This window comes from Acidovorax sp. FG27 (assembly GCF_040365715.1).
In the GTDB taxonomy this organism is placed as follows: Bacteria; Pseudomonadota; Gammaproteobacteria; order Burkholderiales; family Burkholderiaceae_C; genus Paracidovorax.
The window spans coordinates 1-26,308 of the sequence record NZ_BAABVY010000010.1 but is presented as its reverse complement, the minus strand read 5'-3'; the positions used below and the strand labels follow the sequence as shown (position 1 = coordinate 26,308).

The following is a 26,308-nucleotide window of genomic DNA, read 5'->3' as shown; positions in this document are numbered from 1 at the left end:
TCGAAAGACCGCCATGTCCCATTCCCGCATCGACCTTTTCAAGCAACACCCCGCCACTGTGCAGGCCATGATGACACTGGAGAACCAGTTGAAGGCCGGCACGCTCCCCATCCAGCTCAAGGAGCTGGTGAAGATGCGCGTCTCGCAGATCAACGCGTGCGCGTTCTGCATCGACATGCATGCGGCCGTCGCCCGCAACCACGGCGTGACGGACCGCAGCCTGCACCTGCTGGCCGCCTGGCGCGAGGCAGGACTGTTCGATGCACGCGAGCGCGCGGCACTGGCTTGGGCAGAGGCGCTGACGCGCCTCTCCGCCACGAAGGGGGTGCCGGACGATCTGTACGCGGCCGTTCAAGCGCAATTCTCCGAAGCGGAGATCGTCGAGCTGACGCTGGCGGTGGTCGCCATCAATGGCTGGAACCGCTTTCAGATCGCGCTGCGTGCCTCACCAGCTGGAGCGTCGGCGGCAGGCCAGCCATGAGCCCACCACCCAGCCGGCCCAACGATCCGAGGTGGGATGGCCTCAGGCGGTGGTCGGCACGGGCTGCCCCGCGCGCAAGGTGCGCGCCAGCGCCGCCAGCGCCACCCCGTAGGCCGGCACGAAGAACAGCAGGCTCACCACCAGCTTGATGACGTAGTCCACCACGGCGATCTCGCCCCAGTGCGCGGCCATGAAGGGGTCGGTGCTGCGCCAGAATGCGATGCCGAAGAAGGCCACCGTGTCGAGCGCCTGCCCGAAGACGGCCGCGGCGGCGGGCGCCAGCCACCAGGCGCGCGTGCGCTGGCGGATGCGGTCGAACACCTGGATGTCCAGCAGCTGCCCCAGCACATAGGCCGCGAAGCTGGCGAAGGCGATGCGGAACATGAACCCATTGAATTCGCCCAAAGCGGCGAAGCCGTTGAACCGCCCGTCGTGGAACAGCACCCCCACCGCATACGACACGACAAGCGCCGGCAGCATGGCGCGGGCGATCACCTGGCGGGCAGGCGACTTGCCGATCAGCCGCACCGTGAGGTCGGTGGCCAGGAAGATGAAGGGAAAGCTGAACGCGCCCCAGGTGCTGTGAAAGCCGAACAGCGTGATCGGCAGCTGCACCAGGTAGTTGCTGGCGATGACGATGGCGATGTGGAACGCCACCAGCAGGGAGAGGTAGAACGGCACGCGCGACGGCGGCGCCTGAACGGAGGTCATGGCAGTCCTTTTTGGGAGAACACCCGGCGGCGCCAGGCGTTGGTCATGGGGGCGAGGGAACCCATGGATTGACGAAAGGCGCGGATTCTACCTGCGAGCGGGTTTGCCGGTGGCGCGGCTGCATCGCTGCCCAAGGGGCTTGCAGGGCCTCAGTTCAGCGTCTTTTCAGGCTCCAGCGCTTGATAATCAAGCGCGAGCAGCTATATTTTTAATAGCAAACGACCCGGATTCGCACCGTCAGACGACGACAGGCTCGGGCTCCAGCCGGATGCCGAAGCGCTCGTACACGCTGGTCTGGATCGCGCGGGCCAGCGTCATCACCTCGCCACCGGTCACGCTGTCGGCGCCCCGCCCCCGGTTGACCAGCACCAGCGCCTGCTTCTCGTACACGCCCGCCTTGCCCACGCTCTTGCCCTTCCAGCCGCAGGCGTCGATCAGCCAGCCCGCCGCCAGCTTGATGGTGCCGTCGGGCATGGGGTAGTGCACGATCTTGGGCTCGCGCGCGATGATGTCGGCGCACTGGTCGGGCGTGACGGTCGGGTTCTTGAAGAAGCTGCCGGCATTGCCGACCACGGCCGGGTCGGGCAGCTTGGCGCGGCGCACCTCGCACACCCAGTCGAACACCTGACGCGGCGTGGGCGCCTGCACGCCGGCCTCGGCCCGCTTGCGCTCCAGGTCCAGGTAGCCAAGTTCCGGCTTCCAGGCCTTGGGCAGCAGAAAGCGCACGTGGGTGATCACGGCGCGCCCCGCCAGCCCCATGCCGCGCGGCAGCCCCGCGCCGTCGCCAGCGGCCTGTGGCGCATGCTTGAAGACCGAGTCGCGGTAGCCGAACGCGCACTGCGCTGCCGTGAGCGAAAAGGCCTGGCCGGTGGCCAGGTCGATGGCGTCGAGCGAATCGAAGCGGTCCTGCAGCTCGACCCCGTAGGCGCCGATGTTCTGCACGGGCGATGCGCCCACGGTGCCCGGGATCAGCGCCAAGTTCTCCAGCCCCGGAAAGCCATGCTCCAGCGTCCAGGCCACGGCGTCGTGCCAGACCTCGCCGGCGCCGGCCTCGACGATCCAGTGGCGGTCGGTTTCCGCCGCCAGGCGCAGCCCTTTGATTTCCATCTTCAGCACGACCGGCTTGACGTCGCCCGTCAGCACGATGTTGCTGCCGCCGCCCAGCACGAAGACGGGCTTGCCGGCCAGTTCGGGATCGGCCAGCAGCGCCTGCACGTCCTGCACCGAGCGCGCGCGCACCAGCGTCTGAGCGCGGGCGACGATGCCGAAGGTGTTGCAGGGCTGCAGGGGGGCGTTTTTCTCGACTAACATCGACCGGATTGTCGCACCCGGCCCCCCGACCGGCCGGGTTACCACCCAGTTTCCGAGAGTGATGCCATGCCTTCTTTTGATACCGTCTGTGAAGCCAACCTCGTCGAAGTGAAGAACGCGGTGGAGAACACCGCCAAGGAAATCGGCACCCGCTTCGACTTCAAGGGCACGTCCGCCGCCATCGAGATCAAGGACAAGGAGATCACCCTGTTCGGGGACGCCGAGTTCCAGCTGCAGCAGGTGGAGGACATCCTGCGCAACAAGCTCACCAAGCGCAATGTCGACGTGCGCTTCCTCGACATCGAGAAGCCGCAGAAGATCGGCGGCGACAAGGTCAAGCAGCTGGTGAAGGTGCGCAACGGCATCGAGAGCGACCTGGCCAAGAAGATCCAGAAGCTCATCAAGGAAAGCAAGCTCAAGGTGCAGGCCGCCATCCAGGAGGAGAAGGTGCGCGTGACCGGCGCCAAGCGCGACGACCTGCAGGCCGCCATGGCGCTGCTGCGCAAGGAAGTCACCGACATTCCGCTGTCGTTCGACAACTTCCGCGACTGACGCGCCCACACGCGCCCTTACGCGCCCTCCTCCGCCTTGCCCCAGGCCTCCGCCATGCCGGCCCACCGCCGCCCCCACCGCCACACCGCGCCGCTGCCCGGCGGCCGCGCTTCGCGGCGGGCGGCGGTGCTGTGGCACATGCTGGGCGCCCTGCTGCTTGCGGCGACCGCCCCGCTGGCCGCCCATGCCCAGGCCGTCGCCCTGAGCGGCATCCTCGGCCCGCGGGCGCTGCTGGTGGTGGACGGCACGGCCCCGCGCAGCGTGGCGCCCGGTGAAACGCACCGGGGCGTCACCGTGGTGTCGGTGGGCCGCGACGAAGCGGTGGTCGACGTCGCCGGCCAACGCCGCACCGTGGTGCTGGGCGCGGCGCCCGTCAGCGTCCGGTCGGCATCCACGGGGCAGCGGGTGACGCTCCGATCTGATCAGCGCGGCCATTTCACCGGCACCGGCAGCATCAACGGGCAGGCCATGCAGTACCTGGTCGACACCGGCGCCACGGCGGTGTCCATCGGCCAGCCCGAGGCCGACCGGCTGGGCCTCGCCTACCGCAACGGGCAGCCGGTGCTGATGACCACCGCCAACGGCACCATCCAGGGCTGGCGGCTCAAGCTGGACTCGGTGCGCGTGGGCGAGCTGGAACTGCGCGCCGTGGACGCGGTGGTCACTCCCCAGTCCATCCCCGTCGTGCTGCTGGGCAACAGCTTCCTGTCGTCCTTCCAGATGACGCGGCTGAACGACGAGATGGTGCTGGAGAGGCGCCGCTGACATGCCGATGCTGCAGCCCGGGGCGGGCGATCGCCTGGATGACGAGTATGAAGACCTGCTGGGGCTGTGGTCCGACCTGGAGTCGGCGCTGTCGGTGCTGCTCGCCCGCCCCCTGCAGGTGCAGGACTTCACGGCCAAGGTGCGCCAGTGCGACCGGTGGCTGCAGGACCTGGTCTCGCACGACATCGACGCGGCGCTCTACCTGATGTTCCAGCTGGCGGCCACGTCGTCGGTCGGCTACAGCACCTCGCACGCGCTGGTGTGCGGCACGCTGTGCCACATCCTGGCGCAGGACCTGCCGCTGCCCGGCCACGAACGCGACAGCCTGGTGCGCGCCGCCTTCACCATGAACATCGGCATGACCGCGCTGCAGGACGAGCTCGCCGACCAGCGCGAACGCCCGTCGCCAAGCCAGCAGCAGGCCATCGACGAGCATCCTCAGCGCGGCGTGGAGCTGCTGGAGCAGCTGGACGTGCGCGACGACCTCTGGCTGGACGTGATCGCCCAGCACCATGCTCCCGCGGCCGAGCGCGCCACCCGGACGCAGCCGCTGCAACAGCTGGTGGCGCCCGAGCGCCTGAGCCGCATCCTCGCGACCATCGACCGGTACGCGGCCATGATCAGCCCGCGCAAATCGCGCACGGGGCGCAGCGCGACCGATTCGGTGCGCGCCATCGTCGGCCAGGACGTCGACCAGGGCGACGAGATCGGCTATGCCCTGGTGCGCACCGTGGGCCTGTGCCCGCCCGGCACGTTCGTGCGGCTCGACAACGGCGAGACCGCCGTCGTGCTGCGCCGGGGCGAGAAACCCAACTTTCCGCTGGTCGCCAGCCTGATCGACGCCGCGGGCGAGCAGCGCGCGCAGCCGGGCGTGTACCCGACCATCCAGGGCAAGCCGCGCATCCAGTCGGCCCTCGCACGCTCGGCCGTGCCGCTCGAATTGAACCATCGCACAATGGTGCGGCTGGGCCTGTACGCGGCGCGGCGCGCGCCGGGTGCGCGGGTGCGCCAGCCGTAGGGAGCGCGCCCGTGTCCACCGACCAGGCCATGCCGACGCCGCCCCTGCCGTGGCTGGAGCCGCAGGACCCCTTCCCGGCGCCCGACGAAGCCTGGGGCACCGCATCGCCGGCCCCCGGGCTGCTGGCGGCCGGCGGCCTGCTGGACGTGCCACACCTTGCCGCCGCCTACCGCCAGGGCATCTTCCCGTGGTTCAGCAGCGGCCAACCCATCCTCTGGTGGAGCCCCGACCCGCGCATGGTGCTGCCGGTGGCGCAGTTCCGCCTGCACCGCTCGCTGCGCAAGACCTTGCAGCGATTCCGGTCGCAGCCCGGCTGCGAAGTGGCGGTGAACCGGGACTTCGGCGCCGTGATCCGCGCCTGCGCGCACACGCCCCGCGACGGGCAGGCCGGCACCTGGATCCTGCCCGCCATGGTGCGCGCCTACGAGGCCCTGCATGCGGCGGGCCACGCCCACAGCGTGGAGACCTGGGTGGACGGCCGGCTGGTGGGCGGCCTCTACTGCATCGCCTTCGGGCGGGCGGTGTTCGGCGAATCGATGTTCGCGCATGCCACCGACGCCTCCAAGATCGCGCTGGCCGGGCTGGTGGCGCTGTGCCGGGCGCAGGGCGCCGAGCTCATCGACTGCCAGCAGAACACGCGCCACCTGGCCTCGCTGGGCGCGCGGGAGATCGATCGCGCCGCCTTCCTCGACCACGTGGCCGCGGCACGCGAGGCGCAGGGCATGAGCTGGGCGTTCGACCCCCTATACTGGAGCGAGCTTCTGCCAGACACGCCTGCGGCATGACGCAACTCAACGACCTTCCCCTGCAAACCCTGCAGTTCTACGCGACTGCGCCCTACCCGTGCAGCTATCTGCCCGACCGGCAGGCGCGCTCGCAGGTCGCCACGCCCAGCCACCTCATCCAGAACGACGTCTACACCGACCTGGTGGCGCGGGGCTTCCGGCGCAGCGGCATGTTCACCTACCGCCCCTACTGCGATGGCTGCCAGGCCTGCACGCCGCTGCGGGTGCTGGCCGCATCCTTCGTGCCCGACCGCAGCCAGGGCCGGGCCTGGCAGCGGCACCGCCATCTGCAGGCCCGCGTGCTGCGCCTGGGCTTCGTGGCCGAGCACTACGAGCTGTACCTGCGCTATCAGAACACCCGCCATGCCGGCGGTGGCATGGACCACGACAGCATCGACCAGTACACCCAGTTCCTGCTGCAAAGCCGCGTCAATTCGCGCCTGGTCGAATTCAGGGAGCCGTCCGGGGACGACGGCACGCCGGGCGCGCTGAAGATGCTGTCGATCCTCGATGTGCTGGGCGACGGGCTCTCGGCGGTCTACACCTTCTACGAACCCGAGGCGCGAGCGAGCTACGGCACCTACAACGTGCTCTGGCAGATCGAGCAGGCCCGCACCCTGGGACTGCCCCATGTCTACCTCGGCTACTGGATCGAGGCCAGCCCGAAGATGAACTACAAGGCCAACTTCCTGCCGCACGAGGTGCGCGTGGACGGCACCTGGCAACCCGGAAAGCGCGCGCAACGGCGGCCGGCTTGAGCCTGCGGCCCCCGAGCCGCAGAAGGAACGCCGCTTTCCACGCGGGGCGGCGTGGAAGCAATTTTCATAACATAAAATGCCCGGTTGTTTGGCAGCGACCGGATGGCCCATGAAAAAGCAGCCTTCAGAGACTCCCTCGAAACCCAGCGTGCAGGTGCTGGAACGCATGTTCACGCTGATGGACGTGCTGGCCTCCCGCGAGGAGGCCATTTCGCTTAAGGAGATCAGCGAGAAGACCGGCCTGCACCCGTCCACGGCGCACCGCATCCTCAACGACCTGACGATCGGGCGGTTCGTGGACCGGCCCGAATCGGGCAGCTACCGGCTGGGCATGCGCCTGCTGGAACTGGGCAACCTGGTCAAGGCGCGGCTCAGCGTGCGCGATGCGTCGCTGGTGCCCATGCGCCAGCTGCACAAGCTGATCCAGCAACCCGTCAACCTGAGCGTGCGCCAGGGCGATGAGATCGTCTACATCGAGCGGGCCTACAGCGAGCGCTCGGGCATGCAGGTGGTGCGCGCCATCGGTGGCCGGGCACCGCTGCACCTCACCTCCACAGGCAAGCTGTTCCTCGCGGCCGACGACCCGCAGCGCGTGCGCACCTACGCCACTCGCACGGGCCTCGCCGGCCATACCCGCAACAGCATCACGCAGGTGCCGGTGCTGGAGCGCGAGCTGGGCCGGGCACGGCAGTACGGCATCGCCCGCGACAACGAGGAGCTGGAGCTGGGCGTGCGCTGCATGGCCGCGGGCATCTACGACGACCAGGGCCAGCTGGTGGCGGGCCTGTCCATCTCCGCGCCGGCCGATCGCCTGGACGAAGGCTGGCTGCCCAAGCTGCAATCGACGGCGGACGCCATCTCGCAGGCGCTGGGCTATACCAGCGGCAAGCGCAACGCGCTCACGCAGGGCTGACGCTCCATAAAAAAAGGGCTGGAGTGCATCCAGCCCTGGTGCGCGCCCGCGAGCCGGGCGACTGCTTGGGATCAGCCCTTGATGTTGGCGCCCGCGTGGAAGCTCTTGTCGCTGCCCAGCGCCGGCAGCGATTCCACCCAGTTGCGCACGCGTTCCGCATCGCCCAGGCGGCTGAACTTGCCGGCCGAATCGAGGAACACCATGATGAGCTTGCGGCCGGCGATCTGCGTCTGCATGACCAGGCAGCGGCCCGCTTCGGAGATGTAGCCGGTCTTCTGCAGGCCGATGTCCCAGCCCGGGTTCTTGACCAGGCGGTTGGTGTTGTTGAACTGCAGGGTGCGGCGGCCCACGGCCACTTCGTAGCCCGGCGAGGTGGACAGTTCGCGCAGCAGCGGGTCGGTGTGGGCCACGTTGACCAGCATGGCCAGGTCGTGTGCCGTGGACTGGTTGCGGCTGGACAGGCCCGTCGGCTCGACATAGTGCGTGTCGGTCATGCCGATCAGCTTGGCCTTCAGGTTCATCTGCGAGACGAACGCGTTCAGACCACCGGGATAGGTGCGGCCCAGCGCATGGGCGGCGCGGTTCTCGCTCGACATCAGCGCCAAGTGCATCATCTCGCCGCGCGTGAGCGTGGTGCCGACGGTCAGGCGCGAGCTGCTGAACTTCTCGGTGTCCACGTCGTCCTGGGTGATGGTGATGGGCTCGTCCATCGGCAGGCGGGCCTGCGAGATCAGCAGCCCCGTCATCAGCTTGGTCAGCGATGCGATCGGCAGCACGGCGTGGTCGTTCTTGCTGAGCAGGACTTCATTCGTCTCCTGGTCCACCACCAGCGCGACGCTGGATTTGAGGTCCAGCGGATCGGTGACGGCATGCAGGCCCGCCAGCTGGCCGAACGACAGGCGCTCGGGCACTACGGCCGCGGCGCGCACCGGCACACGCGCGCTGCGGGCCGCCACGCGGGTGGCCTTCACACGGGTCACTGCCTTGCGCGACACCTTGGTGGCCGAGGCCGCCACCGGGCGCTTGGCCGCCACGGCCGACGACGCCTGTTTCTTCACCACCGTCTTCTTGCGCTCTGCCGCATGCGCAGCAGGTGACGCCAGCGCGACGCTGAGCGTGACGAAAGCCAAGGCGTGGACGAAACGGGCGGCGATGCCGGGGCGTGCATGCATCTGGGTGCTCCAAGCGGAAAGAAGTGTGAAACAGTGTACAGAATCAAAAAAAGTCGCGCAAGATCAAGGCCTTGCGCGACTCTTTTAGAAACTGCCTGAATTATAAATTCGCCGTTCAGCCTTGCGCTGCAACGCGCTCGGCTTTACTTTGTAACTTGTTCAACGCGCTCAGGTAGGCTTTGGCTGACGCGACCACGATGTCCGGGTCGGCGCCGACGCCATTCACTACCCGCCCGCTGCTCTGCAGCCGCACGGTGACTTCGCCCTGGCTTTCGGTGGAGCCGCTGATGGCGTTCACCGAATACAGCACCATTTCGGCCCCGCTCTGCACATGGGTCTCGATGGCCTTGAGCGATGCATCGACCGGCCCATTGCCATCCGACGTGCCATGCACTTCGCGGCCTTCCACGGTGAAGACGATGCGGGCCTGCGGGCGCTCGCCGGTCTCGCTGTGCTGGGACAGCGAGACGAAGCCGTAGGTCTCGCGTTCGGTGGCCACGCTCTCGTCGCTCACCAGCGCGAGAATGTCCTCGTCGAAGATCTCGCTCTTGCGGTCGGCCAGCTCCTTGAACTTGGAAAAGGCCGCATTGATCTCGCCTTCGCTCTCCAGCTGCACGCCCAGCTCCTGCAGGCGCTGCTTGAAGGCGTTGCGGCCCGAGAGCTTGCCGAGCACGATCTTGTTGTTCGTCCAGCCCACGTCTTCGGCGCGCATGATTTCATACGTGTCGCGTGCCTTCAGCACCCCGTCCTGGTGGATGCCCGAGGCGTGGGCGAAGGCGTTGGCGCCCACCACGGCCTTGTTGGGCTGCACCACGAAGCCGGTGGTCTGGCTGACCATGCGGCTCGCGGCGAGGATGTGCTGGGCGTCGATGCCCAGCTCCAGCCCGAAGTAATCGCGCCGCGTCTTCACGGCCATGACCACTTCCTCCAGCGAGCAGTTGCCGGCGCGCTCGCCCAGGCCATTGATGGTGCACTCCACCTGCCGGGCGCCGCCGATCTTCACGCCGGCCAGCGAATTGGCCACGGCCATGCCGAGGTCGTTGTGGCAGTGCACCGACCAGATGGCCTTGTCGCTGTTGGGGATGCGCTCGCGCAGCGTCTTGATGAAATGGCCGTACAGCTCGGGCACCGCGTAGCCCACGGTGTCGGGCACGTTGATGGTGGTGGCGCCCTCGGCGATGACGGTCTCCAGCACGCGGCAGAGAAAGTCCACATCGCTGCGGTAGCCGTCTTCCGGGCTGAACTCGATGTCGCCCACCAGGTTGCGCGCAAACCGCACCGACTGCCGGGCCTGCTCCAGCACCTGCTCCGGCGTCATGCGGAGCTTCTTTTCCATGTGCAGCGGGCTGGTGGCGATGAAGGTGTGGATGCGGCCGCTGTTGGCGCCCTTCAAGGCCTCGGCCGCGCGCGAGATGTCGCGGTCGTTGGCGCGCGAGAGCGAGCAGATGGTCGAGTCCTTGATCGCCTGCGCGATGGTCTGCACCGCCTCGAAGTCACCGTTGGAGCTGGCCGCGAAGCCGGCTTCGATCACGTCCACCTTCAGGCGTTCGAGCTGGCGCGCGATACGCAGCTTTTCGTCGCGGGTCATCGAAGCGCCGGGCGACTGCTCGCCGTCACGCAGGGTGGTGTCGAAAATGATCAGTTTGTCAGCCATCGTGGTCTCCTGCTTGCAATGAATGGGTTCGTGGTCGAAGGGCAGCGCGTCGCTTCACTTGTGCAGGCCGCGCTCGTCGGGCTCGTCGGTGGAGATGCTGATGACGCTGCTGTGCTGGCCCTTGGCCTTGCGCCACGCATACACGCCGTAACCCGACAGGCCATAGAGCACGAAGACGCCGAACAGCACCGTGGGCGGGTGGATGTTGACGATGGCGATGGCCAGCGCGATCAGCACGATGGCGGCGAACGGCACGCTCTTTTTCATCTGGATGTCCTTGAAGCTGTAGAACGGCACGTTGGTCACCATGGTGAGGCCGGCATAGAGCGTGAAGGCGAAGGTGATCCAGGTGACCGTGTTCCAGCTGAGCCAGAGGTCGTCGCCGGGCTTCACGCCCAGCTCCGTCATGAGCCAGATGTAGCCCGCCACCAGGGCGGCGGCGGCGGGCGATGGCAGGCCCTGGAAGTAGCGCTTGTCGACCACGCCGGTGTTGACGTTGAAGCGCGCCAGCCGCAGCGCCGCGCAGGCGCAGTAGACGAAGGCGGCGATCCAGCCCCAGCGGCCCAGGCCGCGCAGCGACCATTCGTAGGCGATGAGCGCCGGGGCCGCGCCGAAGGACACCATGTCGGAGAGGGAATCCATCTGCTCGCCAAACGCGCTCTGCGTGTTCGTCATGCGGGCGACGCGGCCGTCCAGGCTGTCGAGCACCATGGCGCAGAACACCCCCACTGCCGCCATGTCGAAGCGGCCATCCATGGCCATCACCACCGAATAGAAGCCACCGAACAACGCCGCCAGCGTGAACAGATTGGGCAGGATGTAGATGCCCTTGCGCCGGCGGCGCACCAGCACGTCGCCGCTGCGGCTTCTGTCATCACTTTTTTGCATTGAAAATGGCCTCCAGCGCCCGTCGAATCAGCTCGAGCCGCTATCAAAATCATATCAGAGTGGGCGTGCGAGCACCCGCGAACAGCGCAGTGTAGGCGGCTGCCTGCACCGCCCATGAAAAAAGGCCACCGAGGGTGGCCTTTCGTTGGGCGCGCCAGGGCGCGCACCGGGCGGATCTTCGGGGAGCCCGTCGATCAGTTGCGGGTCTGGTCGACCAGCTTGTTCTTGGCGATCCAGGGCATCATGGCGCGCAGCTTGCCGCCCACCACTTCGATGCTGTGGTCGGCCGTGTTGCGGCGGCGGGCCGTCATCGATGGGTAGTTCAGGCGGCCTTCCTGGATGAACATCTTGGCGTACTCGCCATTCTGGATGCGCTTCAGGGCATTGCGCATGGCCTTGCGCGATTCTTCGTTGATGACCTCGGGGCCCGTCACGTACTCGCCGTATTCGGCGTTGTTCGAGATCGAGTAGTTCATGTTGGCGATGCCGCCTTCATAGATCAGGTCGACGATGAGCTTGAGTTCGTGCAGGCACTCGAAGTAGGCCATTTCAGGCGCGTAGCCGGCTTCGACCAGGGTTTCATAGCCCATCTTGATCAGCTCGACGGCGCCGCCGCACAGCACGGCCTGCTCGCCGAACAGGTCGGTCTCGGTCTCTTCCTTGAAGTTGGTCTCGATGATGCCGGCCTTGCCGCCGCCGTTGGCCGCCGCGTAAGAGAGGGCCAGGTCACGGGCCTTGCCGGACTTGTCCTGGTGCACCGCGACCAGGTGGGGCACGCCGCCGCCCTGGGTGTAGGTGTTGCGCACGGTGTGGCCGGGAGCCTTGGGGGCGACCATCCAAACGTCCAGGTCGGCGCGGGGCACGACCTGGTTGTAGTGCACGTTGAAGCCGTGGGCGAAGGCGAGCGACGCGCCTTGCTTGATGTTCGGCTCGACGTTGTTCTTGTAGACGGCCGCGATGTCTTCATCGGGCAGCAGGATCATGACCACGTCGGCGGCCTTCACGGCGTCGTTGACTTCCATCACCGTCAGGCCGGCCTTGCCGACCTTGTCCCACGAGGCACCGCCCTTGCGCAGGCCGACCACCACCTTCACGCCGCTGTCGTTCAGGTTCTGTGCGTGGGCATGGCCCTGCGAGCCGTAGCCGATGATGGCGACGGTCTTGCCCTTGATCAGGCTGAGGTCGGTGTCTTTGTCGTAGAAAACTTTCATGGGTGCTCCGGTTGAAATGGGTGAGTCGAAATAAAAAAACGGTGGAATTGTCTTACATCGGGTGAGCCGAAGCGCTGCGCGGGCGCAGCGCCGCGATGCCCATGGCCGGCGCGCTTCAGACGCGCAGCACGCGCTCGCCCCGGCCGATGCCGCTGGCGCCCGTGCGGACGGTTTCCAGGATGGAACTGCGGTCGATGGCCTGCAGGAACGCGTCGTTCTTGGACTGGTCGCCCGTGAGTTCGACGGTGTAGCTCTTGTCGGTCACGTCGATGATGCGGCCGCGGAAGATGTCCGCCATGCGCTTCATCTCCTCGCGCTCCTTGCCCACGGCGCGCACCTTCACCATCATCAGCTCGCGCTCGGTGTAGGCGCCTTCGGTCAGGTCGACCACCTTCACCACTTCGATGAGCCGGTTCAGGTGCTTGGTGATCTGCTCGATCACGTCGTCCGACCCATGGGTCTGGATGGTCATGCGCGACAGGGAGGCGTCCTCGGTGGGAGCCACGGTCAGCGATTCGATGTTGTAGCCCCGCGCGGAAAAGAGGCCCACGACGCGCGAGAGCGCGCCCGGTTCGTTTTCCAGCAGGACGGCGATGATGTGTTTCATGGATGCGGATTCCTCTTTTTGCTGCCCTCCCCCGGCGCCGGTAAGCGGCGGGCTCGGCAGGCAATAGATTCGTCGATGGGATTGCTATCGATTCGATAGCGATATGCGCAGGAATACCGGGCGCTGGCGCCCGATCACGCGTGAAATGGCTTCAGAGGTCTTCCGACCCTAGCAGCATCTCGGTGATGCCCTTGCCCGCCTGCACCATCGGGAACACGTTCTCGGTGGGGTCGGTGCGGAAGTCTAGGAACACCGTGCGGTCCTTCAGGCGGCGCGCCTCGCGCAGGGCGGGCTCGACGTCCTCGGGCCGTTCGATCAGCATGCCGACGTGGCCGTAGGCCTCGGCCAGCTTCACGAAGTCGGGCAGCGAATCCATGTAGCTGTGGCTGTAGCGGCCGGAGTATTCGATCTCCTGCCACTGGCGCACCATGCCCAGGAAGCGGTTGTTGAGCGAGCAGATGATGATCGGCGTCTCGTACTGGCGGCAGGTCGCCAGCTCCTGGATGTTCATCTGCACCGAGCCTTCGCCGGTGATGCAGAACACCTCCGACTGCGGCTTGGCGAGCTTGATGCCCATGGCATAGGGAATGCCCACGCCCATCGTGCCCAGCCCGCCGGAATTGATCCAGCGGCGCGGCTCCTCGAAGCGGTAGTACTGCGCGGCCCACATCTGGTGCTGGCCCACGTCGGACGTCACATAGGCGTCGGCGTCGCGGGTCATGTTCCAGAGCGTCTCCACCACGTACTGCGGCTTGATGACGTCGCCGCTGCCCATGCTGTACTTCAGGCAGTCGCGCTTGCGCCAGGTCTCGATGGTGTCCCACCAGGCGGCGAGCGCACCGGCGTCGGGCCGCGTGGGGGTTTCGCGGATCATCGCGATCAGCTCGGTCAGCACGTCCTTCACGTCGCCGACGATCGGGATGTCGACCTTCACGCGCTTGGAGATGCTCGAGGGGTCGATGTCGACGTGGATGATCTTGCGGTCGTTCTGGGCGAAGTGCTTGACGTTGCCGATCACCCGGTCGTCGAACCGCGCGCCCACGGCCAGCAGCACGTCGCAGTTCTGCATGGCGTTGTTGGCCTCGACCGTGCCGTGCATGCCCAGCATGCCGAGGAACTTGCGGTCGCTGGCCGGATAGGCGCCCAGGCCCATCAGCGTGTTGGTGACCGGGTAGCCCAGCATGTCCACCAGCGTGCGCAGCTCTTCGCAGGCATTGCCCAGCAGCACGCCGCCGCCGGTGTAGATGTAGGGGCGCTTGGCGGTCAGCAGCAGCTGCAGCGCCTTGCGGATCTGGCCGCCGTGGCCCTTGCGCACCGGGTTGTAGGAGCGCATTTCCACCGTCTGCGGGTGGCCGGTGTAGGGCACCTTCTTGAAGGACACGTCCTTCGGGATGTCGACCACCACCGGGCCGGGGCGGCCGGTGCGCGCCACGTGGAACGCCTTCTTCAGCGTCATGGCCAGGTCGCGCGGGTCCTTCACCAGGAAGTTGTGCTTCACGATGGGACGCGTGATGCCCACGGTGTCGCATTCCTGGAAGGCATCGAGCCCGATGGCGGGCGTGGGCACCTGGCCGGAGATGATCACCATCGGGATCGAATCCATGTACGCGGTGGCGATGCCCGTCACCGCGTTGGTCAGGCCCGGGCCAGAGGTGACCAGCGCCACGCCCACTTCACCCGTGGCGCGGGCATAGCCGTCGGCGGCGTGCACGGCCGCCTGCTCGTGGCGCACCAGAACGTGGTGGATGGTGTCTTGCTTGTAGAGCGCGTCGTAGATGTAGAGGACGGCGCCGCCGGGGTAACCCCAGATGTACTGGACGTTCTCGGCCTGAAGCGATTTGACGAGGATTTCGGCGCCCATGAGGTCCTGGGGGCCGGCGGCGCCTTGGACGGCGGCCGCTGCCGATGCGATTTCGGCTTTGGAGATTTCCATGATCAACCTTTGCGAATTTCTCTGACGAAAAACCTTGGGTGCTCCTCGAACCAGCCCTTGTGGAGCCGCCTCGGAACTTGAGGCCTCGGCCATGGGCGAGATGATTGCTACGCCGGACCGGGACCCGTTTGCCTTTTGACTTGCAGCGGCGATTATGGCATTAGCCGAACTGCAACAGTCCACCTGTCGGAAAAATACACCACCGGTGCCATAATCGCGCGCTTTGGCGCCAGGCCTCGAGCGGCCGCTCGGCCCCCCGCGGCGCCTTCTCTCCGCTGTTCGCCCGCCCGCGGGCCTTTTCACACTTGGCCACCGAACGAGAACTGTCCGACTTCCTCAAGAGCGTCGAAAAACGAGCCTTCAAGCGCTCGCTCTATCACGTGCGCAACGAGGAATCGGCACTGGACATCGTGCAGGACAGCATGCTCAAGCTGGCGGAGCACTACGGCGACAAGCCGGCCAACGAGTTGCCGATGCTGTTCCAGCGCATCCTCTCGAATTGCACTCTCGACTGGTTCCGCCGCCAGAAGACCCGCAACGCGCTGTTTTCCAGCATGAGCGATTTCGAGGGTCCGGACGACGAGGGCGGAGACTTCGACCTGCTCGAAACCTATGCCGGCAGCGAGACGGCCGACAGCGCCGAGGACCTCGCCCGGCGGGCGCAGGTGTTTCGCGACATCGAAACCGAGATACAGGAATTGCCGCCCCGTCAACGAGAGGCATTCCTGATGCGTTACTGGGAGGAAATGGATGTTGCAGAAACCGCAGCGGCCATGGGTTGCTCGGAAGGCAGCGTGAAGACGCATTGCTTCCGCGCGGTCCAGACCCTGGGCAAGGCACTGAAGGCCAAAGGAATCGAACTATGAACCGCACCCCCTCCGCATCCGCAGAACTCGCCGCCGACCGTTTCGCGCGCCGTGTCACCGCGCGCCTGAACGAAGGCACGGACGGGTTGCCCTACGACATCACCGAGCGGCTGCGCGCCGCGCGCGTGCAGGCGCTGGACAGGCGCCGCAAGCCGGTGGTGGTGCCGGTTCGGCCCGTGGTTGCCGCGCCGGTCGTGGTGTCTTCGGGCGGCAGTGCTACGCTCGGCTGGGGTGGCGAGGGCGGCAACTGGTGGCGTGCGCTGATTTCCGCCGTGCCGCTGACCGCGCTGGTGGTCGGCCTGGTGTTCATCAACATCGCGCAGGACGAAAACACCGCGCACGAGATCGCCGAGGTCGATACGGCCCTGCTGACCGACGACCTGCCCCCTTCCGCCTACACCGACCCCGGTTTCCTCCAATTCCTCAAGACGGCCGACAACGGCCGCTGATTCGATCTGCATGCCCCTCAGCCTGTCTGACGCTCCCCGCATCCTGCCAGCCGCCGTGCTGGCTTTTGCATTGCTGGGCGGTCTCGCCTACGGGGGCTGGCAGGTGGTCACGCAGGTGCGCACCGCGCCGGGCACCGCGGTGCCGGTGGAGGCCCGGGCGGCCCAGCACGCCCAGGCCCGCAGCGGGCTGTCGGCGCCGCCGGCCGTGCGGCGCGTGAGCACTCCCGCGCCGGCCGAGCCCGTCGGCCCGGGCTGGAACGAACTCACCGCCGCCCAGCGCCAGGCCCTGGCGCCGCTGGCCGAGCGCTGGCCCGTGCTCAGCGAGGCCCAGAAGCGCCACTGGATCAACCTGGCCGGCAGTTTTCGGTCGCTGTCCGCGGACGAGCAGGCCAAGATGGTCGAACGCATGACGGTCTGGGCGAGCCTGAGCACCCAGCAGCGCAGCCAGGCGCGGCTCAACTACGCGGCCACGGCCAGGCTGGCGCCCGACAGCAAGCGCGCGCAGTGGGAGGCCTACCAGGCGCTCAGCGCCGAGGAAAAGGATCGCCTGGCCGCCCGGGCGGCGCCCAAGCCCGAAGGCGCCGCGCTGTCGCTGCACCCGGTGGCGCCCCGCAAGCTGGCCAAGGTGCCGGCGGCGGCGGCGGTCATGGCCGTGACCCGGGCCAATCCGCCCAAGATCCCGCCCGTGAGCGCCTTCCATTCGCCCCAGGCCCTGCCGGTGCTGGCGCCCTCCTCCGCATCGCCCCTGTCGTCTTCATCGGCGTCGCCGTTGCCGGTGGAGACGGCGCCGGTCAACGTACCCTCGGCCGTGGCCCAGCCCTTGCCGCCGGCCAGCAGCACGTCCGACGCGCCGGCCGCGCCGGCGGAGCGCGACTTCACGCCCATCCACCCGCCGCAGTGAGCCGGCGCCGCCGCTCACCCGCACCCCACTCCCCCGCCGCATGCCCGTGCCTCATCCTTCCGCCGCCGAGCGCGCAGCGACGCAGCCTGCGCCGGAGCCCGCCGACGTGGCCGCTGCCGCGCTCCAAGGTATGGCCCCGCCCCTCTGGCGCCGCATGGCGTGCTGGCTGTACGAAGGCATGCTGATGTTCGGGGTGGTGTTCATCGCCGGCTACCTCTTCGGCACCTTGAGCCAGACGCGCAACGCGCTCGACAACCGGCACGCGTTGCAAGGCTTTCTCTTCATCGTCTTCGCCATCTATTTCACCTGGTTCTGGGCGCGGGGGCAGACGCTCGCGATGAAGACCTGGCACATCCGCATCGTCGGCCGGGACGGCCGGGCCATCAGCCAGCGCCGCGCCCTGCTGCGCTACGCTTTGAGCTGGCTGTGGTTCCTGCCGCCCCTGGCGGCCATGGCGCCGTTCCAGCTGTCGGGCGCCGAATCCACCGTGATCGTGCTGGGCTGGGTCGCGATCTGGGCGCTGCTCAGCCGCTTTCATCCGCAGCGGCAGTTCTGGCACGACGCGCTGGCGGGCACCCGGCTGGTGCATTTCCAGCTGCCGCCGCGCAAGCGCTGAGCGGCCCCACGGCCGGCCGCCTGGCGACGGCCCAGCGCCGCCCGGCGGCCTGCCTTGCATTTCGGGGCGTGACTCTGCGCCAAAATACCGCTTCTGCCACCCATGTCTTCGCTGCCCCACGCCCCGCACCCCCACAAGGCCCGCACCGGCATCCGCCGTGTCTGGCATGCCACCGGCTATTCGCTGCAGGGGCTGCGCGCGGGCTGGAGCGAAAAGGCTTTCCGCACCGAAGCCTGCATCGCGGCCGTGCTGTTGCCGGCCGCCTTCGCGGTCGGCCGCAGCTGGGTGGAAATGGCCCTGCTGATCGGCGCCGTGATGTTGGTGCTGATCACCGAGTTGCTCAATTCCGGCATCGAGGCGGCCATCGACCGCGTGGGCCCCGAGCTGCACGCGCTGTCCAAGCGCGCCAAGGACCTGGGCAGCGCGGCCGTCTTGTTGAGTCTGCTGCTGTGCTCGGGCATCTGGGCGGCGGCGCTGTACCAAAGGTTTTTCGTCCATGGCTGATCCCGCTTTCTCGCTTTGCGTCTATCTCGGCTCCCGCGCCGGAGAGAACCCCCGTTTCGCCCAGGCGGCCACCGACGTCGGCCGCTGGATCGGCGAGCGTGGCGGCCAGCTGGTCTACGGCGGCGGCCGCAGCGGCCTGATGGGCACCGTGGCCGAGGCCACGCGCCTGGCGGGCGGCCGGGTGGTGGGCGTGATTCCGCAGGCGCTGGTCGACAAGGAGCTGGCCAACCAGCAGTGCGACGAGCTGCACATCGTCACCAGCATGCACGAGCGCAAGGCCCTGATGGCCGAGCGCTGCGATGCCTTCGTCGCCCTGCCCGGCGGCATCGGCACGTTCGAGGAACTGTTCGAAGTCTGGACCTGGCGGCAGTTGGGCTACCACGACAAGCCGGTGGGCCTGCTCAACGTCGACGGCTACTACGACGGGCTGATGGCCTTCCTGCAGACCAGCGTGCGGAGCGGGCTGATGAGCGACTGGCAGATGGGCCTGCTGTCCACCCATGACGAGGTGGACCCGCTGCTGCGCACGCTGGTGCAGGACGCGGGCAGCAACATGGAAGACATCCCGCTGCGCGAAGTGATCTGAACGCAGGTGCCCGGCGCCGCGGGGCGGCGCCTGGCCAACGCACCGCCCGCCCTGGCGCCGCGCCGGCGACGGGCGCAAGGCGCCAGGTGCCAGTCGTCAGACGGCGGCTTCGTCCAGGTCGCCGGTGCGGATGCGCACCACCCGCTCCACCGCCGTCACGAAGATCTTGCCGTCGCCGATCTTGCCGGTGCGCGCGGCGTTCACGATGGCGTCCACGCAGCGGTCCACGTCGTCCGTCTTGACGACGACCTCCACCTTCACCTTGGGCAGGAAGTCCACCACGTATTCGGCGCCGCGATAGAGCTCGGTGTGGCCCTTTTGCCGGCCGAAGCCCTTGACCTCGGTCACCGTCAGGCCGGTCACGCCGCACTCGGCCAAGGCCTCGCGGACTTCCTCGAGCTTGAACGGCTTGATGACGGCGGTGATCATTTTCATTGGGGTGTCTCCTGGAATGGGGCGGATGGCGGATGCGAAAGGGATGGTGCGGTGGCGGGCGAGCCCGTCAGGCGCGAAAGCGGTTGGTGATGGGGTAGCGCCAGTCCTTGCCGAAGCTGCGGCGCGTGACGCGGATGCCCACCGGCGCCTGGCGGCGCTTGTATTCGTTGAGCTTAATGAGACGGGTCACGCGCTCGACGTCCGCCCGGTCATAGCCGTCCTCGATGATGGATTCGATGGGCTCGTCGCCCTCCATGTAGCGCGCCACGATGGCGTCGAGCACGTCGTACGGCGGCAGGCTGTCCTGGTCGGTCTGGTCTGGCCGCAGCTCGGCGCTGGGCGGGCGGGTGATGATGCGCTCGGGGATGGGGCTCGCCCCGGTGCCGAACGGGTCGTTGGCATTGCGCCAGCGCGCCAGGGCGAACACCTGGGTCTTGGGCAGGTCCTTAATGACGGCGAAGCCGCCGGCCATGTCGCCGTAGAGCGTGCAGTAGCCGGTCGCCATCTCGCTCTTGTTTCCGGTGGTCAGCACGATGGAGCCGAACTTGTTGGAAAGCGCCATCAGCAGCGTGCCGCGGATGCGCGCCTGCAGGTTCTCTTCCGTGGTGTCCTCGGGCAGGCCGGCGAACTCGCCCGCCAGTGCCGCCTTGAACGCCTCGAACTGCGGTGCGATGGAGATCTCGTCGTAGCGCACGCGCAGGCGCTCGGCCATGTCGCGCGCATCGATCCAGCTGATGTCGGCCGTGTAGGGCGAGGGCATCATTACCGCGCGCACCTTGTCCGCGCCCAGCGCATCGACGGCGATGGCCAGCACCAGCGCGGAATCGATGCCGCCCGACAGGCCCAGCAGCGCCCCCGGGAAGCCGTTCTTGCCCACGTAGTCGCGCACGCCCAGCACCAGGGCCGACCAGAGATCGGCCTCCAGCGGCGGCACGGGCACCACGTCAGCTACAACTTTGATAGCATCAGGCGCTTGTTCCACCTGCGCCAGCACCAGTTTTTCTTCGAAACCGGCGGCGCGCAGGGCGATGAAGCCGTCCGCGTTCAGGCCGAAAGAGCGGCCCTCGAACACGACCTCGTCCTGGCCGCCGACCAGGTGCGCATAAACCAGCGGCAGGCCGGTCTCCGTCACCCGGTCGCGCATGATCTGCTCGCGCTCGGAGCTCTTGCCGGCGTGGAATGGCGATGCATTGATGCTCACCAGCAGCTGCGCACCGGCCTCGGCCGCACGCCGCGCCGGGCCGGGGAACCACGCGTCCTCGCAGATCAGCAGGCCCACGCGCAGGCCTTCCACCTCGAAGACGCACGTGTCCGTGCCGGGCGTGAAGTAGCGGCGTTCGTCGAACACCTGGTAGTTGGGCAATTCCTGCTTGGCGTAGGTCTGCTCGATGCGGCCTGCGCGCACCACGCTGGCGGCATTGGCGCAGCGGCCGGCGGGATCGGCGGGCAGGCGTTGCGGATGGCCGACGACAATGGCGAGGCCCTCCAGGTCGGCCGTGGCGCGCGCCACCCCGCCCAGCGCCGCATCGCTGGCGGCCAGGAAGGCGGGGCGCAGGAACAGGTCTTCCGCCGCGTAGCCGCACAGGGCCAGCTCGGGCGTCAGCAACAGGCGGGCGCCGGCGGCATGCGCGTCGCGGGCGGCCTGGATGATCTTCTGGGCGTTGCCCTGCAAATCGCCCACGATGAAGTTGAGCTGGGCGATGCTGATGACGAATGACATACGGAGGGGAGAAAAAGACTGAAACGATTATGTCACCCGCCTTGCAGTGGCACGGCCAGGCGGGGCTTCGGCCGGCTGGCCGCAGGGCAGCGGCCCGCCATCCGCCGCCATGTCGCCGCCAACCCCAGCCCGTGCGGGGTGGTCCATCCGGTGGCACCATCGCGTGGGCGCCCCAAGGGGCGTTCGCTCGGAACGTTGTTGACGTTCGTGCCGATCGAAAGACCGAAAGACCCGCCCTTGCCCTCACCTTCGACACCTCCGCCGACAGCGCAGCCCTCTCCCTACGAACTGCGGGTGGCCGAGCGGGCCGGCCAGATCGACGCCGCCGCCTGGGACGGCCTGCTGGCCGAGCAGCCGCACCCCACGCCCTTTTTGCGCCACGCCTACCTGGCCGCCCTGCAGGAAAGCGGCAGCGCCACCCCCGCGACCGGCTGGACGGCGCGCTTCTTCACGCTGTGGCAGGGCGAGGCGCTGCAGGCCGCCTGCGCGCTCTATGTGAAAACCCATTCGTATGGCGAATACGTCTTCGACTGGGCCTGGGCCGACGCCTACCAGCGCCACGGCATCGACTACTACCCCAAGGCCGTCGTCGCCGTGCCCTTCACTCCCGTGCCCGGCGCCCGCCTGCTGGCCCGCAGCGACGTGGCCCGCGCCACCCTGCTGCAGGCGCTGCTGGCATGGTGCGAGGAGTCGGAACTCTCGTCGCTGCACCTGCTGTTCGCCGCCGAATCGGACGTGGATGCCGCCCGCGAGCAGGGGCTCATGCTGCGGCACACCGTGCAGTTCCACTGGAAGAATGCGGCGCCGGCTGGGGTATCGGCTGCCGCTGACGGCCCTGCCGCCCCACCCACCGCCTTGGGCCGTCCTGCCGCAGACCCGGTGCCTGCAGACGCCTCCGTGCCGGCCCGCCCCTTCCGCGATTTCGACGACTTCCTTGCCTCGCTGTCGCAGGACAAGCGCAAGAAAATCCGGCAGGAGCGGCGGCGGGTGGCGGAAGCCGGCGTCAGCTTCCGCGCCCTGCAGGGCGCCGAGATCACTTCCAGCGACTGGGATTTCTTCTACCGCTGCTACGAGCGCACCTACCTGGAACACGGCAACCCGCCCTACCTGTCGCGCGAGTTCTTCCACCGGATGGAGCGAGACCTGCCCGAAGCCTGGGTGCTGTTCGTGGCCGAGCGCGACGGCCAGCCCATTGCTACCAGTTTGATAGCTGTCGGCGCCGATGCATCAAGCGCTGGCGGCCCAAAACATCCCAAAGTCGCGTTCGGCCGCTATTGGGGCGCCATCGAGCGGGTGGACTGCCTGCATTTCGAGGCCTGCTATTACCAGCCGATCGCCTGGTGCATCGCCCAGGGCGTGCAGCGGTTCGAGGGCGGAGCGCAGGGGGAGCACAAGATGGCGCGGGCGCTGCTGCCGGTGCAGGCGACCAGCGCGCACTGGCTGGCCCACCCGGCGTTCGCCGAGGCGGTGGACCGGTTCCTGGAACGCGAGGGCGCGGGCGTGGCGCAGTACCTCGAGCACCTGCAGGCGCGCAGCCCGTTCCGGCAAACCCCGGGCTGAGCTGGCAATCGGCCCCCTGGCCGAGCCGTACGTGCGTCAGCCCACGGCGGCCGAGCGCACCAGGCCCATTTCGGCGCTGCTCAGCAGCGACTCGATGTCCACCACGATCAGCATGCGCTCGCCCACGGTGGCGATGCCGCGCACGAAGGCGGCGTCGATCTGGCTCTCGAACTGGGGCGCCGGCCTGATCTCGCCCTCGGCCAGCGCGACCACGTCGGCCACGGCATCCACCACGGCGCCGATCACCGTGCCGCCCACGTTGAGGATGATGACGACGGTGAAGTCGGTGTATTCGGCCGTAGGGCACTGCAGCTTCAGCCGCAGGTCGACGATGGGCACGATCACGCCGCGCAGGTCGATCACGCCCTTGATGAATTCCGGCGCATGCGCCATGCGGGTGGGCTGCTCGTAGGACCGGATTTCCTGCACGCGCAGGATGTCGATGCCGTATTCCTCCTGGCCGAGCCGGAAGGTCAGGAACTCGGCGGCTCCGTTGGCGCCCGCCGCGTGCGAGCCGGCGGGGTGGGCGGAGGAAGAAGAGAACGACGGCGAAGACATGGCAAACGGTCCTTGGAAACGGTGGCGGGCCGCGCCGGGCGCGAGCCAATCGGCCAGCATAGCAGCGGTTTGGTTACAGCTGGTGACAAACCCGCACTGAAAGGGCTTTTGCGTGCGGGCATGAAAAAACCCGCTGGTTGTGCCAGCGGGCTTATCGAGTGGGCGCTGTCCGCGCCCGGTCTGGTCCGATCCGGGCGGATGCGGCCCGAAGAATGGGTCAGCCCAAGGTCTTCTGGTAGGCCGCCGCGCCGTCGGTGATTTCCTTGTGGGCGGCTTCGATGCCGTCCCAGCCCAGCACCTTGACCCACTTGCCTTCTTCCAGGTCCTTGTAGTGCTCGAAGAAATGGCTGATGGCCTTGAGCTTGAGCGGCTCCACGTCGTCCAGCGACTGGATGTGCTGGTAGGCCTTGAGGATCTTGACGGTGGGCACGGCCAGCACCTTGCCGTCCACGCCGGCTTCGTCTTCCATCTTCAGGATGCCCAGGGCGCGGCAGGGCACGACCACGCCGGGGGGCAGGCGGTAGGGCGTCATCACCAGCACGTCCACTGGGTCGCCGTCGCCCGACAGGGTCTGCGGCACGTAGCCGTAGTTGGCCGGGTAGTACATCGGCGTCGTCAGGAAGCGGTCCACGAAGATGGCGCCGCTGTCCTTGTCCACTTCGTACTTGATCGGGTCCGATTCCATCGGGATCTCGATGACGACGTTGAAGGTCTCGGGCAGCTTCTTGCCGGGGATGACGTTGTTCAGGGACATGCGGTCTCGCGTAAGAAAAGAGAGAAAAAGCGGAGAGGGAAACGGCCGTGGCCGGGTCGCGGCGATTCTAGGCGACGCGGCAGCGGGGCCGCGTCACCGCCGGGCGCCGGGCCTGCCGCGTCAGGGCCGGGCGCGCTCGGGCACGCGCGAGGCGAGCGGCGCGGGCTGGTAGCCCGGCTCGAAGCTGCAGCCGGCGCCGTACTGCGCCTCGGCCTGGCGGCAGCGCGCCGCCACCCGCTCGGCCGTGGGCTTGTCGCCCTGCTCGACCCAGGCGAGCAGCGCGCCCATCAGCGCCGGATAGGTCGGGTCGCTGATGTAGCTGTGGGTGCCCTGGCGGGTGAAGGTCTGCACCAGACGCGCGCCGCTGCCGGCGGCTTCCATCGTGGTGCGGAATTGCGCGTCCAGCTCGACGAAGGCCGTGGGGTCGCCGATCCACTTCACGCTCAGCACGGGCACGGGGATGTGCCCCGTCGGGTCGGTGTCGGCCGCGAACAGGCGATAGGCGGCGGGGTCGGCCACCAGGCGCGGCACGCCGGCGTTCAGCGCCGCGTCGTCGGGCGAGCCGGCATAGGCCGCGCCCATGTTGCCGAACGGGCTGGCGCCGCCGGTGCGCTGGCTGCTGATTTCCTGGAAGTGGAAGGTGGCCCAGTTCATGTGCGACAGGATGGAGCTGGCCGGAATGCGCAGCACGCGCTCCAGGGTGGTGACCCGGGCCTGCTGCTCCGCGCTGCGCTGCGCGGCGGGGCGGTCCAGCCCCAGGCATTCGTCCACCCGGGCCTTCAGGTCGGCCCGCGTCATGTGCGCGCCGGCCGGCAGGCCCAGGTTGAGCGCATAGGCCGGCTCGCCCGGGCGGGGGTGGTTGCGACAGAGGTACTGGTAGACGGCGCGCAGGTCGGTGCGCACGTCGTAGGACCGCGTGCCGCCGCCCAGCACGCCGCTGGTCAGAAGCACCGCGTCGTAGGGCTGGCGGCCCACGGTCTGCGCGGTGAACATCTCTGCGCCGCGCGCGGCCACGCCCGCGCCCCATGACTGGCCGTGCAGCACCGTCCGGCGGGGCTTGCCGATGTACTGGTCGAAGATGCGGCGCAGGCGCTCGGTGTCTTCGGCCGCGGCGCGCACCGCCACCCCGCCCTGGCGGTAGGTGGAGCCGGCCCAGGCGTAGCCGGCGCGCACCATGATCGCCCAGCGGCCCAGGTCTTCGGCCGTGCGCTCGGCCTTGGGCGCGCCCAGCTCGGGCCCGCCATGGGCGTGCAGCACCAGCGTGCCGCCCCAGTCCTTGGGCACGGCGACGAGATAGAAGGCGCCCGCCGAATCGCGGCCAGCCCAGCAGGTCGCCGTGGCCGGCACTTCGGCCGGGCAGGCGGTGACGGCCGGCGCGGCCTCGGCCGTGGGAGGCAGCGGGTCGGCCGTGGCCGAGGGACTGGCGAGGCGGGTGCCAGTGCAGCCGGCCAGCGTCAGGATCGATGCGCAGACGGCAGCGGCGGCGCTCGCGCGCAGGAGGGTGTGAGCGAAGGGGATGTGGGACATGGTGCGGACGATTGTGCGACCGCCCGGTGGCGCCAGCCAGCCGGCAAACCCGGGGTGCGCCGCCTGCTGCCGGAGCGGCGGGGCCTCGGGCTTGGCCGCACCCGCCCGCCAGCGCGTCAGCCGCGCTGGGGGCCGGCGCGCAGCCGCACCGGGCCCGACCGGGCGTGCACCGCATCCTGCACGCTGCGGCGCAGGCCCAGCGCAAAACCCAGCTCGGCGATGACGAAGAGCGGCCCGATCAGCAGGCCCATCAGGTCGTCCACGAAGGCGGGCTTGCGGCCTTCATAGAAGTGGCCGACGAACTGGATCACCCAGCCCACGGCAAAGAGCCCCAGGCCCGCGCCCAGCCAGAGCGCGGTGGATTGACCCGCCAGCCAGTGGCCCGCCGCCAGCATGGCCGCCAGCACCAGGGCCATGGCGCCGGCGTAGCGCAGGTCCAGCCGGGCATAGAAGACGCAGCTGGCCAGCGCGGCCAGCACGGCGGGGGACACCGGAACGCCGCCCACTGACCACCCGGGGCGCGACAGCAGGACGACCACGGCCAGCATGATCATCGGCACGCCCACGAAGTGGGTCTGGATGTTGCGCGGGTCGCGGTGGTAGGCGGCGTATTGCGCCAGGTGGTCGTTCAGCGTCTTCATGCGGTCTCCGTTCTGTTTTGGTGCTGACGGGTTGTTCACGGGCCTCGCGCATCGGGGCTTGCCCTGTGATGCGGCGGTGCCGCTCGTTTCCATAATCGGTCGGCCCGCCGCGCCCGTCTGTCGGCTGGCCGACACAAGCCCTGGCCCGCAACGCATGCCCAGCCCCGCCGCCCATCTGCCCACGCTGGCCTCTGGCCGGTGGTTCGCCGCCCTGCCGCCGGAGTTCGCCCAAGGCGCTGGTGCGGATGGCGCAGCTGCGCACGCTGGCATCGGGCGAGGCGCTCTTTCTGCGCGGCGCGGCGCCCTGCGGCCTGTATGCGGTGGTGCGCGGGGCGGTCGACATCTCCGGTGTCGGGGGCACGAGCGACGGTGCCCGATCCTCCCTGCTGACCCGGCTGGAGCCGCCGTCCTGGTTCGGCGAGATCGCCGTGT

Annotated in this window: 29 protein-coding genes; 15 read left to right on the top strand and 14 right to left on the bottom strand. The window is 68.3% G+C overall.

Annotated elements, in window-relative coordinates; genetic code table 11:
• Positions 1 to 13 precede the first annotated feature (13 nt).
• Positions 14 to 481 carry a carboxymuconolactone decarboxylase family protein gene (locus ABWV53_RS13940; RefSeq protein WP_353366750.1) on the top strand — a complete coding sequence of 156 codons (468 nt, stop codon included), beginning with the start codon at positions 14 to 16 and terminating at the stop codon, positions 479 to 481.
• Positions 482 to 523: 42 nt separating this feature from the next.
• On the opposite strand, the gene ABWV53_RS13935 is transcribed toward ABWV53_RS13940, so the two are convergent.
• Positions 524 to 1,192: a 7-cyano-7-deazaguanine/7-aminomethyl-7-deazaguanine transporter gene (locus tag ABWV53_RS13935; protein ID WP_353366749.1), complete on the bottom strand. Its 669-nt coding sequence runs from the start codon at positions 1,190 to 1,192 to the stop codon at positions 524 to 526.
• 237 nt (positions 1,193 to 1,429) lie between these two features.
• Entirely contained in the window at positions 1,430 to 2,503 is a 1,074-nt protein-coding gene (gene murB / locus ABWV53_RS13930; RefSeq protein ID WP_353366748.1) for a UDP-N-acetylmuramate dehydrogenase, read from the bottom strand.
• Between the two features lie 66 nt (positions 2,504 to 2,569).
• On the opposite strand from murB, the gene ABWV53_RS13925 reads away from it, so the two are divergent.
• From ABWV53_RS13925 to ABWV53_RS13900, 6 genes are all read left to right on the top strand, one after another.
• Entirely contained in the window at positions 2,570 to 3,055 is a 486-nt protein-coding gene (locus ABWV53_RS13925; protein ID WP_353366747.1) for a YajQ family cyclic di-GMP-binding protein, read from the top strand.
• A 138-nt stretch (positions 3,056 to 3,193) separates the two neighbouring features.
• Positions 3,194 to 3,820, top strand: coding sequence for a retropepsin-like aspartic protease family protein (locus tag ABWV53_RS13920; protein WP_353366967.1), 627 nt, complete (start codon positions 3,194 to 3,196; stop codon positions 3,818 to 3,820).
• A gap of 1 nt (position 3,821) precedes the next feature.
• Positions 3,822 to 4,838, top strand: a complete 1,017-nt coding sequence (locus ABWV53_RS13915; RefSeq protein ID WP_353366746.1) for an HD-GYP domain-containing protein — start codon at positions 3,822 to 3,824, stop codon at positions 4,836 to 4,838.
• Between the two features lie 29 nt (positions 4,839 to 4,867).
• Entirely contained in the window at positions 4,868 to 5,623 is a 756-nt protein-coding gene (gene aat, locus ABWV53_RS13910) for a leucyl/phenylalanyl-tRNA--protein transferase (protein ID WP_353366966.1), read from the top strand.
• Entirely contained in the window at positions 5,620 to 6,381 is a 762-nt protein-coding gene (locus ABWV53_RS13905; RefSeq protein ID WP_353366745.1) for an arginyltransferase, read from the top strand. Before aat ends, ABWV53_RS13905 begins: the two co-directional genes overlap by 4 nt.
• Positions 6,382 to 6,490: 109 nt before the next feature.
• Entirely contained in the window at positions 6,491 to 7,294 is an 804-nt protein-coding gene (locus tag ABWV53_RS13900) for an IclR family transcriptional regulator (RefSeq protein ID WP_353366744.1), read from the top strand.
• A gap of 71 nt (positions 7,295 to 7,365) precedes the next feature.
• Here the strand turns inward: ABWV53_RS13900 and ABWV53_RS13895 are convergent, their stop codons facing one another.
• The 6 genes from ABWV53_RS13895 to ABWV53_RS13870 form a co-directional block, all read right to left on the bottom strand.
• Positions 7,366 to 8,466: a serine hydrolase gene (locus ABWV53_RS13895; RefSeq protein WP_353366743.1), complete on the bottom strand. Its 1,101-nt coding sequence runs from the start codon at positions 8,464 to 8,466 to the stop codon at positions 7,366 to 7,368.
• A 115-nt stretch (positions 8,467 to 8,581) separates the two neighbouring features.
• Positions 8,582 to 10,120, bottom strand: a complete 1,539-nt coding sequence (locus ABWV53_RS13890; protein WP_353366742.1) for a 2-isopropylmalate synthase — start codon at positions 10,118 to 10,120, stop codon at positions 8,582 to 8,584.
• Positions 10,121 to 10,174: 54 nt separating this feature from the next.
• Complete coding sequence (pssA, locus tag ABWV53_RS13885; protein ID WP_353366741.1) at positions 10,175 to 11,008, bottom strand: CDP-diacylglycerol--serine O-phosphatidyltransferase; 834 nt, start codon at positions 11,006 to 11,008, stop codon at positions 10,175 to 10,177.
• A 194-nt stretch (positions 11,009 to 11,202) separates the two neighbouring features.
• The gene (ilvC, locus tag ABWV53_RS13880; protein ID WP_353366740.1) at positions 11,203 to 12,219 is read right to left on the bottom strand and encodes a ketol-acid reductoisomerase; all 1,017 of its coding nucleotides are present in this window, start codon (positions 12,217 to 12,219) and stop codon (positions 11,203 to 11,205) included.
• Between the two features lie 115 nt (positions 12,220 to 12,334).
• On the bottom strand, positions 12,335 to 12,826 hold the full coding sequence (ilvN, locus tag ABWV53_RS13875; RefSeq protein ID WP_056663545.1) for an acetolactate synthase small subunit: 492 nt from the start codon (positions 12,824 to 12,826) through the stop codon (positions 12,335 to 12,337).
• Between the two features lie 151 nt (positions 12,827 to 12,977).
• Entirely contained in the window at positions 12,978 to 14,759 is a 1,782-nt protein-coding gene (locus ABWV53_RS13870) for an acetolactate synthase 3 catalytic subunit (protein ID WP_353366739.1), read from the bottom strand.
• A 305-nt stretch (positions 14,760 to 15,064) separates the two neighbouring features.
• Here ABWV53_RS13870 and ABWV53_RS13865 point away from each other — a divergent pair, with 305 nt between their 5' ends.
• From ABWV53_RS13865 to ABWV53_RS13840, 6 genes are all read left to right on the top strand, one after another.
• Positions 15,065 to 15,625: an RNA polymerase sigma factor gene (locus tag ABWV53_RS13865; RefSeq protein WP_353366738.1), complete on the top strand. Its 561-nt coding sequence runs from the start codon at positions 15,065 to 15,067 to the stop codon at positions 15,623 to 15,625.
• A complete protein-coding gene (locus tag ABWV53_RS13860) occupies positions 15,622 to 16,074 on the top strand; it encodes a DUF3619 family protein (protein WP_353366737.1) in 453 nt (150 codons plus the stop codon). Before ABWV53_RS13865 ends, ABWV53_RS13860 begins: the two co-directional genes overlap by 4 nt.
• A 10-nt stretch (positions 16,075 to 16,084) precedes the next feature.
• Positions 16,085 to 16,975 (top strand): DUF3106 domain-containing protein, encoded by an 891-nt coding sequence (locus ABWV53_RS13855; protein WP_353366736.1) that lies wholly within the window; start codon positions 16,085 to 16,087, stop codon positions 16,973 to 16,975.
• Between the two features lie 40 nt (positions 16,976 to 17,015).
• On the top strand, positions 17,016 to 17,591 hold the full coding sequence (locus tag ABWV53_RS13850) for an RDD family protein (protein ID WP_502903901.1): 576 nt from the start codon (positions 17,016 to 17,018) through the stop codon (positions 17,589 to 17,591).
• A 102-nt stretch (positions 17,592 to 17,693) separates the two neighbouring features.
• Positions 17,694 to 18,095 (top strand): diacylglycerol kinase, encoded by a 402-nt coding sequence (locus tag ABWV53_RS13845; protein WP_353366735.1) that lies wholly within the window; start codon positions 17,694 to 17,696, stop codon positions 18,093 to 18,095.
• Positions 18,088 to 18,681 carry an LOG family protein gene (locus ABWV53_RS13840; protein WP_353366734.1) on the top strand — a complete coding sequence of 198 codons (594 nt, stop codon included), beginning with the start codon at positions 18,088 to 18,090 and terminating at the stop codon, positions 18,679 to 18,681. The genes ABWV53_RS13845 and ABWV53_RS13840 overlap by 8 nt, the downstream gene beginning before the upstream one ends.
• A gap of 96 nt (positions 18,682 to 18,777) precedes the next feature.
• Here the strand turns inward: ABWV53_RS13840 and ABWV53_RS13835 are convergent, their stop codons facing one another.
• Together ABWV53_RS13835 and ABWV53_RS13830 are read right to left on the bottom strand one after the other, a co-directional pair.
• Complete coding sequence (locus ABWV53_RS13835; protein ID WP_353366733.1) at positions 18,778 to 19,116, bottom strand: P-II family nitrogen regulator; 339 nt, start codon at positions 19,114 to 19,116, stop codon at positions 18,778 to 18,780.
• Between the two features lie 67 nt (positions 19,117 to 19,183).
• A complete protein-coding gene (locus ABWV53_RS13830; RefSeq protein ID WP_353366732.1) occupies positions 19,184 to 20,836 on the bottom strand; it encodes an NAD+ synthase in 1,653 nt (550 codons plus the stop codon).
• Positions 20,837 to 21,073: 237 nt separating this feature from the next.
• On the opposite strand from ABWV53_RS13830, the gene ABWV53_RS13825 reads away from it, so the two are divergent.
• The gene (locus ABWV53_RS13825; RefSeq protein ID WP_502903900.1) at positions 21,074 to 22,396 is read left to right on the top strand and encodes a GNAT family N-acetyltransferase; all 1,323 of its coding nucleotides are present in this window, start codon (positions 21,074 to 21,076) and stop codon (positions 22,394 to 22,396) included.
• 36 nt (positions 22,397 to 22,432) lie between these two features.
• Here the strand turns inward: ABWV53_RS13825 and ABWV53_RS13820 are convergent, their stop codons facing one another.
• The 4 genes from ABWV53_RS13820 to ABWV53_RS13805 form a co-directional block, all read right to left on the bottom strand.
• Positions 22,433 to 22,954 (bottom strand): chemotaxis protein CheW, encoded by a 522-nt coding sequence (locus ABWV53_RS13820; protein WP_353361853.1) that lies wholly within the window; start codon positions 22,952 to 22,954, stop codon positions 22,433 to 22,435.
• 217 nt (positions 22,955 to 23,171) lie between these two features.
• Positions 23,172 to 23,708, bottom strand: coding sequence for an inorganic diphosphatase (gene ppa / locus ABWV53_RS13815; RefSeq protein ID WP_353361855.1), 537 nt, complete (start codon positions 23,706 to 23,708; stop codon positions 23,172 to 23,174).
• Between the two features lie 120 nt (positions 23,709 to 23,828).
• Positions 23,829 to 25,205: a hypothetical protein gene (locus ABWV53_RS13810; protein WP_502903817.1), complete on the bottom strand. Its 1,377-nt coding sequence runs from the start codon at positions 25,203 to 25,205 to the stop codon at positions 23,829 to 23,831.
• Positions 25,206 to 25,351: 146 nt separating this feature from the next.
• Entirely contained in the window at positions 25,352 to 25,876 is a 525-nt protein-coding gene (locus ABWV53_RS13805) for an Mpo1 family 2-hydroxy fatty acid dioxygenase (protein ID WP_353361859.1), read from the bottom strand.
• A gap of 245 nt (positions 25,877 to 26,121) precedes the next feature.
• Here ABWV53_RS13805 and ABWV53_RS13800 point away from each other — a divergent pair.
• On the top strand, positions 26,122 to 26,308 hold a 187-nt coding region (locus tag ABWV53_RS13800; protein ID WP_353366731.1), incomplete at its 3' end, for a cyclic nucleotide-binding domain-containing protein.

Bases quoted from the DNA above. Each gene is read 5' to 3' on its own strand.
- ABWV53_RS13940 (WP_353366750.1), top strand. From the start codon at position 14: ATGTCCCATTCCCGCATCGACCTTTTCAAGCAACACCCCGCCACTGTG.
- ABWV53_RS13935 (WP_353366749.1), bottom strand. From the start codon at position 1,192: ATGACCTCCGTTCAGGCGCCGCCGTCGCGCGTGCCGTTCTACCTCTCC.
- murB (WP_353366748.1), bottom strand. From the start codon at position 2,503: ATGTTAGTCGAGAAAAACGCCCCCCTGCAGCCCTGCAACACCTTCGGC.
- ABWV53_RS13925 (WP_353366747.1), top strand. From the start codon at position 2,570: ATGCCTTCTTTTGATACCGTCTGTGAAGCCAACCTCGTCGAAGTGAAG.
- ABWV53_RS13920 (WP_353366967.1), top strand. From the start codon at position 3,194: ATGCTGGGCGCCCTGCTGCTTGCGGCGACCGCCCCGCTGGCCGCCCAT.
- ABWV53_RS13915 (WP_353366746.1), top strand. From the start codon at position 3,822: ATGCCGATGCTGCAGCCCGGGGCGGGCGATCGCCTGGATGACGAGTAT.
- aat (WP_353366966.1), top strand. From the start codon at position 4,868: ATGCCGACGCCGCCCCTGCCGTGGCTGGAGCCGCAGGACCCCTTCCCG.
- ABWV53_RS13905 (WP_353366745.1), top strand. From the start codon at position 5,620: ATGACGCAACTCAACGACCTTCCCCTGCAAACCCTGCAGTTCTACGCG.
- ABWV53_RS13900 (WP_353366744.1), top strand. From the start codon at position 6,491: ATGAAAAAGCAGCCTTCAGAGACTCCCTCGAAACCCAGCGTGCAGGTG.
- ABWV53_RS13895 (WP_353366743.1), bottom strand. From the start codon at position 8,466: ATGCATGCACGCCCCGGCATCGCCGCCCGTTTCGTCCACGCCTTGGCT.
- ABWV53_RS13890 (WP_353366742.1), bottom strand. From the start codon at position 10,120: ATGGCTGACAAACTGATCATTTTCGACACCACCCTGCGTGACGGCGAG.
- pssA (WP_353366741.1), bottom strand. From the start codon at position 11,008: ATGCAAAAAAGTGATGACAGAAGCCGCAGCGGCGACGTGCTGGTGCGC.
- ilvC (WP_353366740.1), bottom strand. From the start codon at position 12,219: ATGAAAGTTTTCTACGACAAAGACACCGACCTCAGCCTGATCAAGGGC.
- ilvN (WP_056663545.1), bottom strand. From the start codon at position 12,826: ATGAAACACATCATCGCCGTCCTGCTGGAAAACGAACCGGGCGCGCTC.
- ABWV53_RS13870 (WP_353366739.1), bottom strand. From the start codon at position 14,759: ATGGAAATCTCCAAAGCCGAAATCGCATCGGCAGCGGCCGCCGTCCAA.
- ABWV53_RS13860 (WP_353366737.1), top strand. From the start codon at position 15,622: ATGAACCGCACCCCCTCCGCATCCGCAGAACTCGCCGCCGACCGTTTC.
- ABWV53_RS13855 (WP_353366736.1), top strand. From the start codon at position 16,085: ATGCCCCTCAGCCTGTCTGACGCTCCCCGCATCCTGCCAGCCGCCGTG.
- ABWV53_RS13850 (WP_502903901.1), top strand. From the start codon at position 17,016: ATGCCCGTGCCTCATCCTTCCGCCGCCGAGCGCGCAGCGACGCAGCCT.
- ABWV53_RS13845 (WP_353366735.1), top strand. From the start codon at position 17,694: ATGTCTTCGCTGCCCCACGCCCCGCACCCCCACAAGGCCCGCACCGGC.
- ABWV53_RS13840 (WP_353366734.1), top strand. From the start codon at position 18,088: ATGGCTGATCCCGCTTTCTCGCTTTGCGTCTATCTCGGCTCCCGCGCC.
- ABWV53_RS13835 (WP_353366733.1), bottom strand. From the start codon at position 19,116: ATGAAAATGATCACCGCCGTCATCAAGCCGTTCAAGCTCGAGGAAGTC.
- ABWV53_RS13830 (WP_353366732.1), bottom strand. From the start codon at position 20,836: ATGTCATTCGTCATCAGCATCGCCCAGCTCAACTTCATCGTGGGCGAT.
- ABWV53_RS13820 (WP_353361853.1), bottom strand. From the start codon at position 22,954: ATGTCTTCGCCGTCGTTCTCTTCTTCCTCCGCCCACCCCGCCGGCTCG.
- ppa (WP_353361855.1), bottom strand. From the start codon at position 23,708: ATGTCCCTGAACAACGTCATCCCCGGCAAGAAGCTGCCCGAGACCTTC.
- ABWV53_RS13805 (WP_353361859.1), bottom strand. From the start codon at position 25,876: ATGAAGACGCTGAACGACCACCTGGCGCAATACGCCGCCTACCACCGC.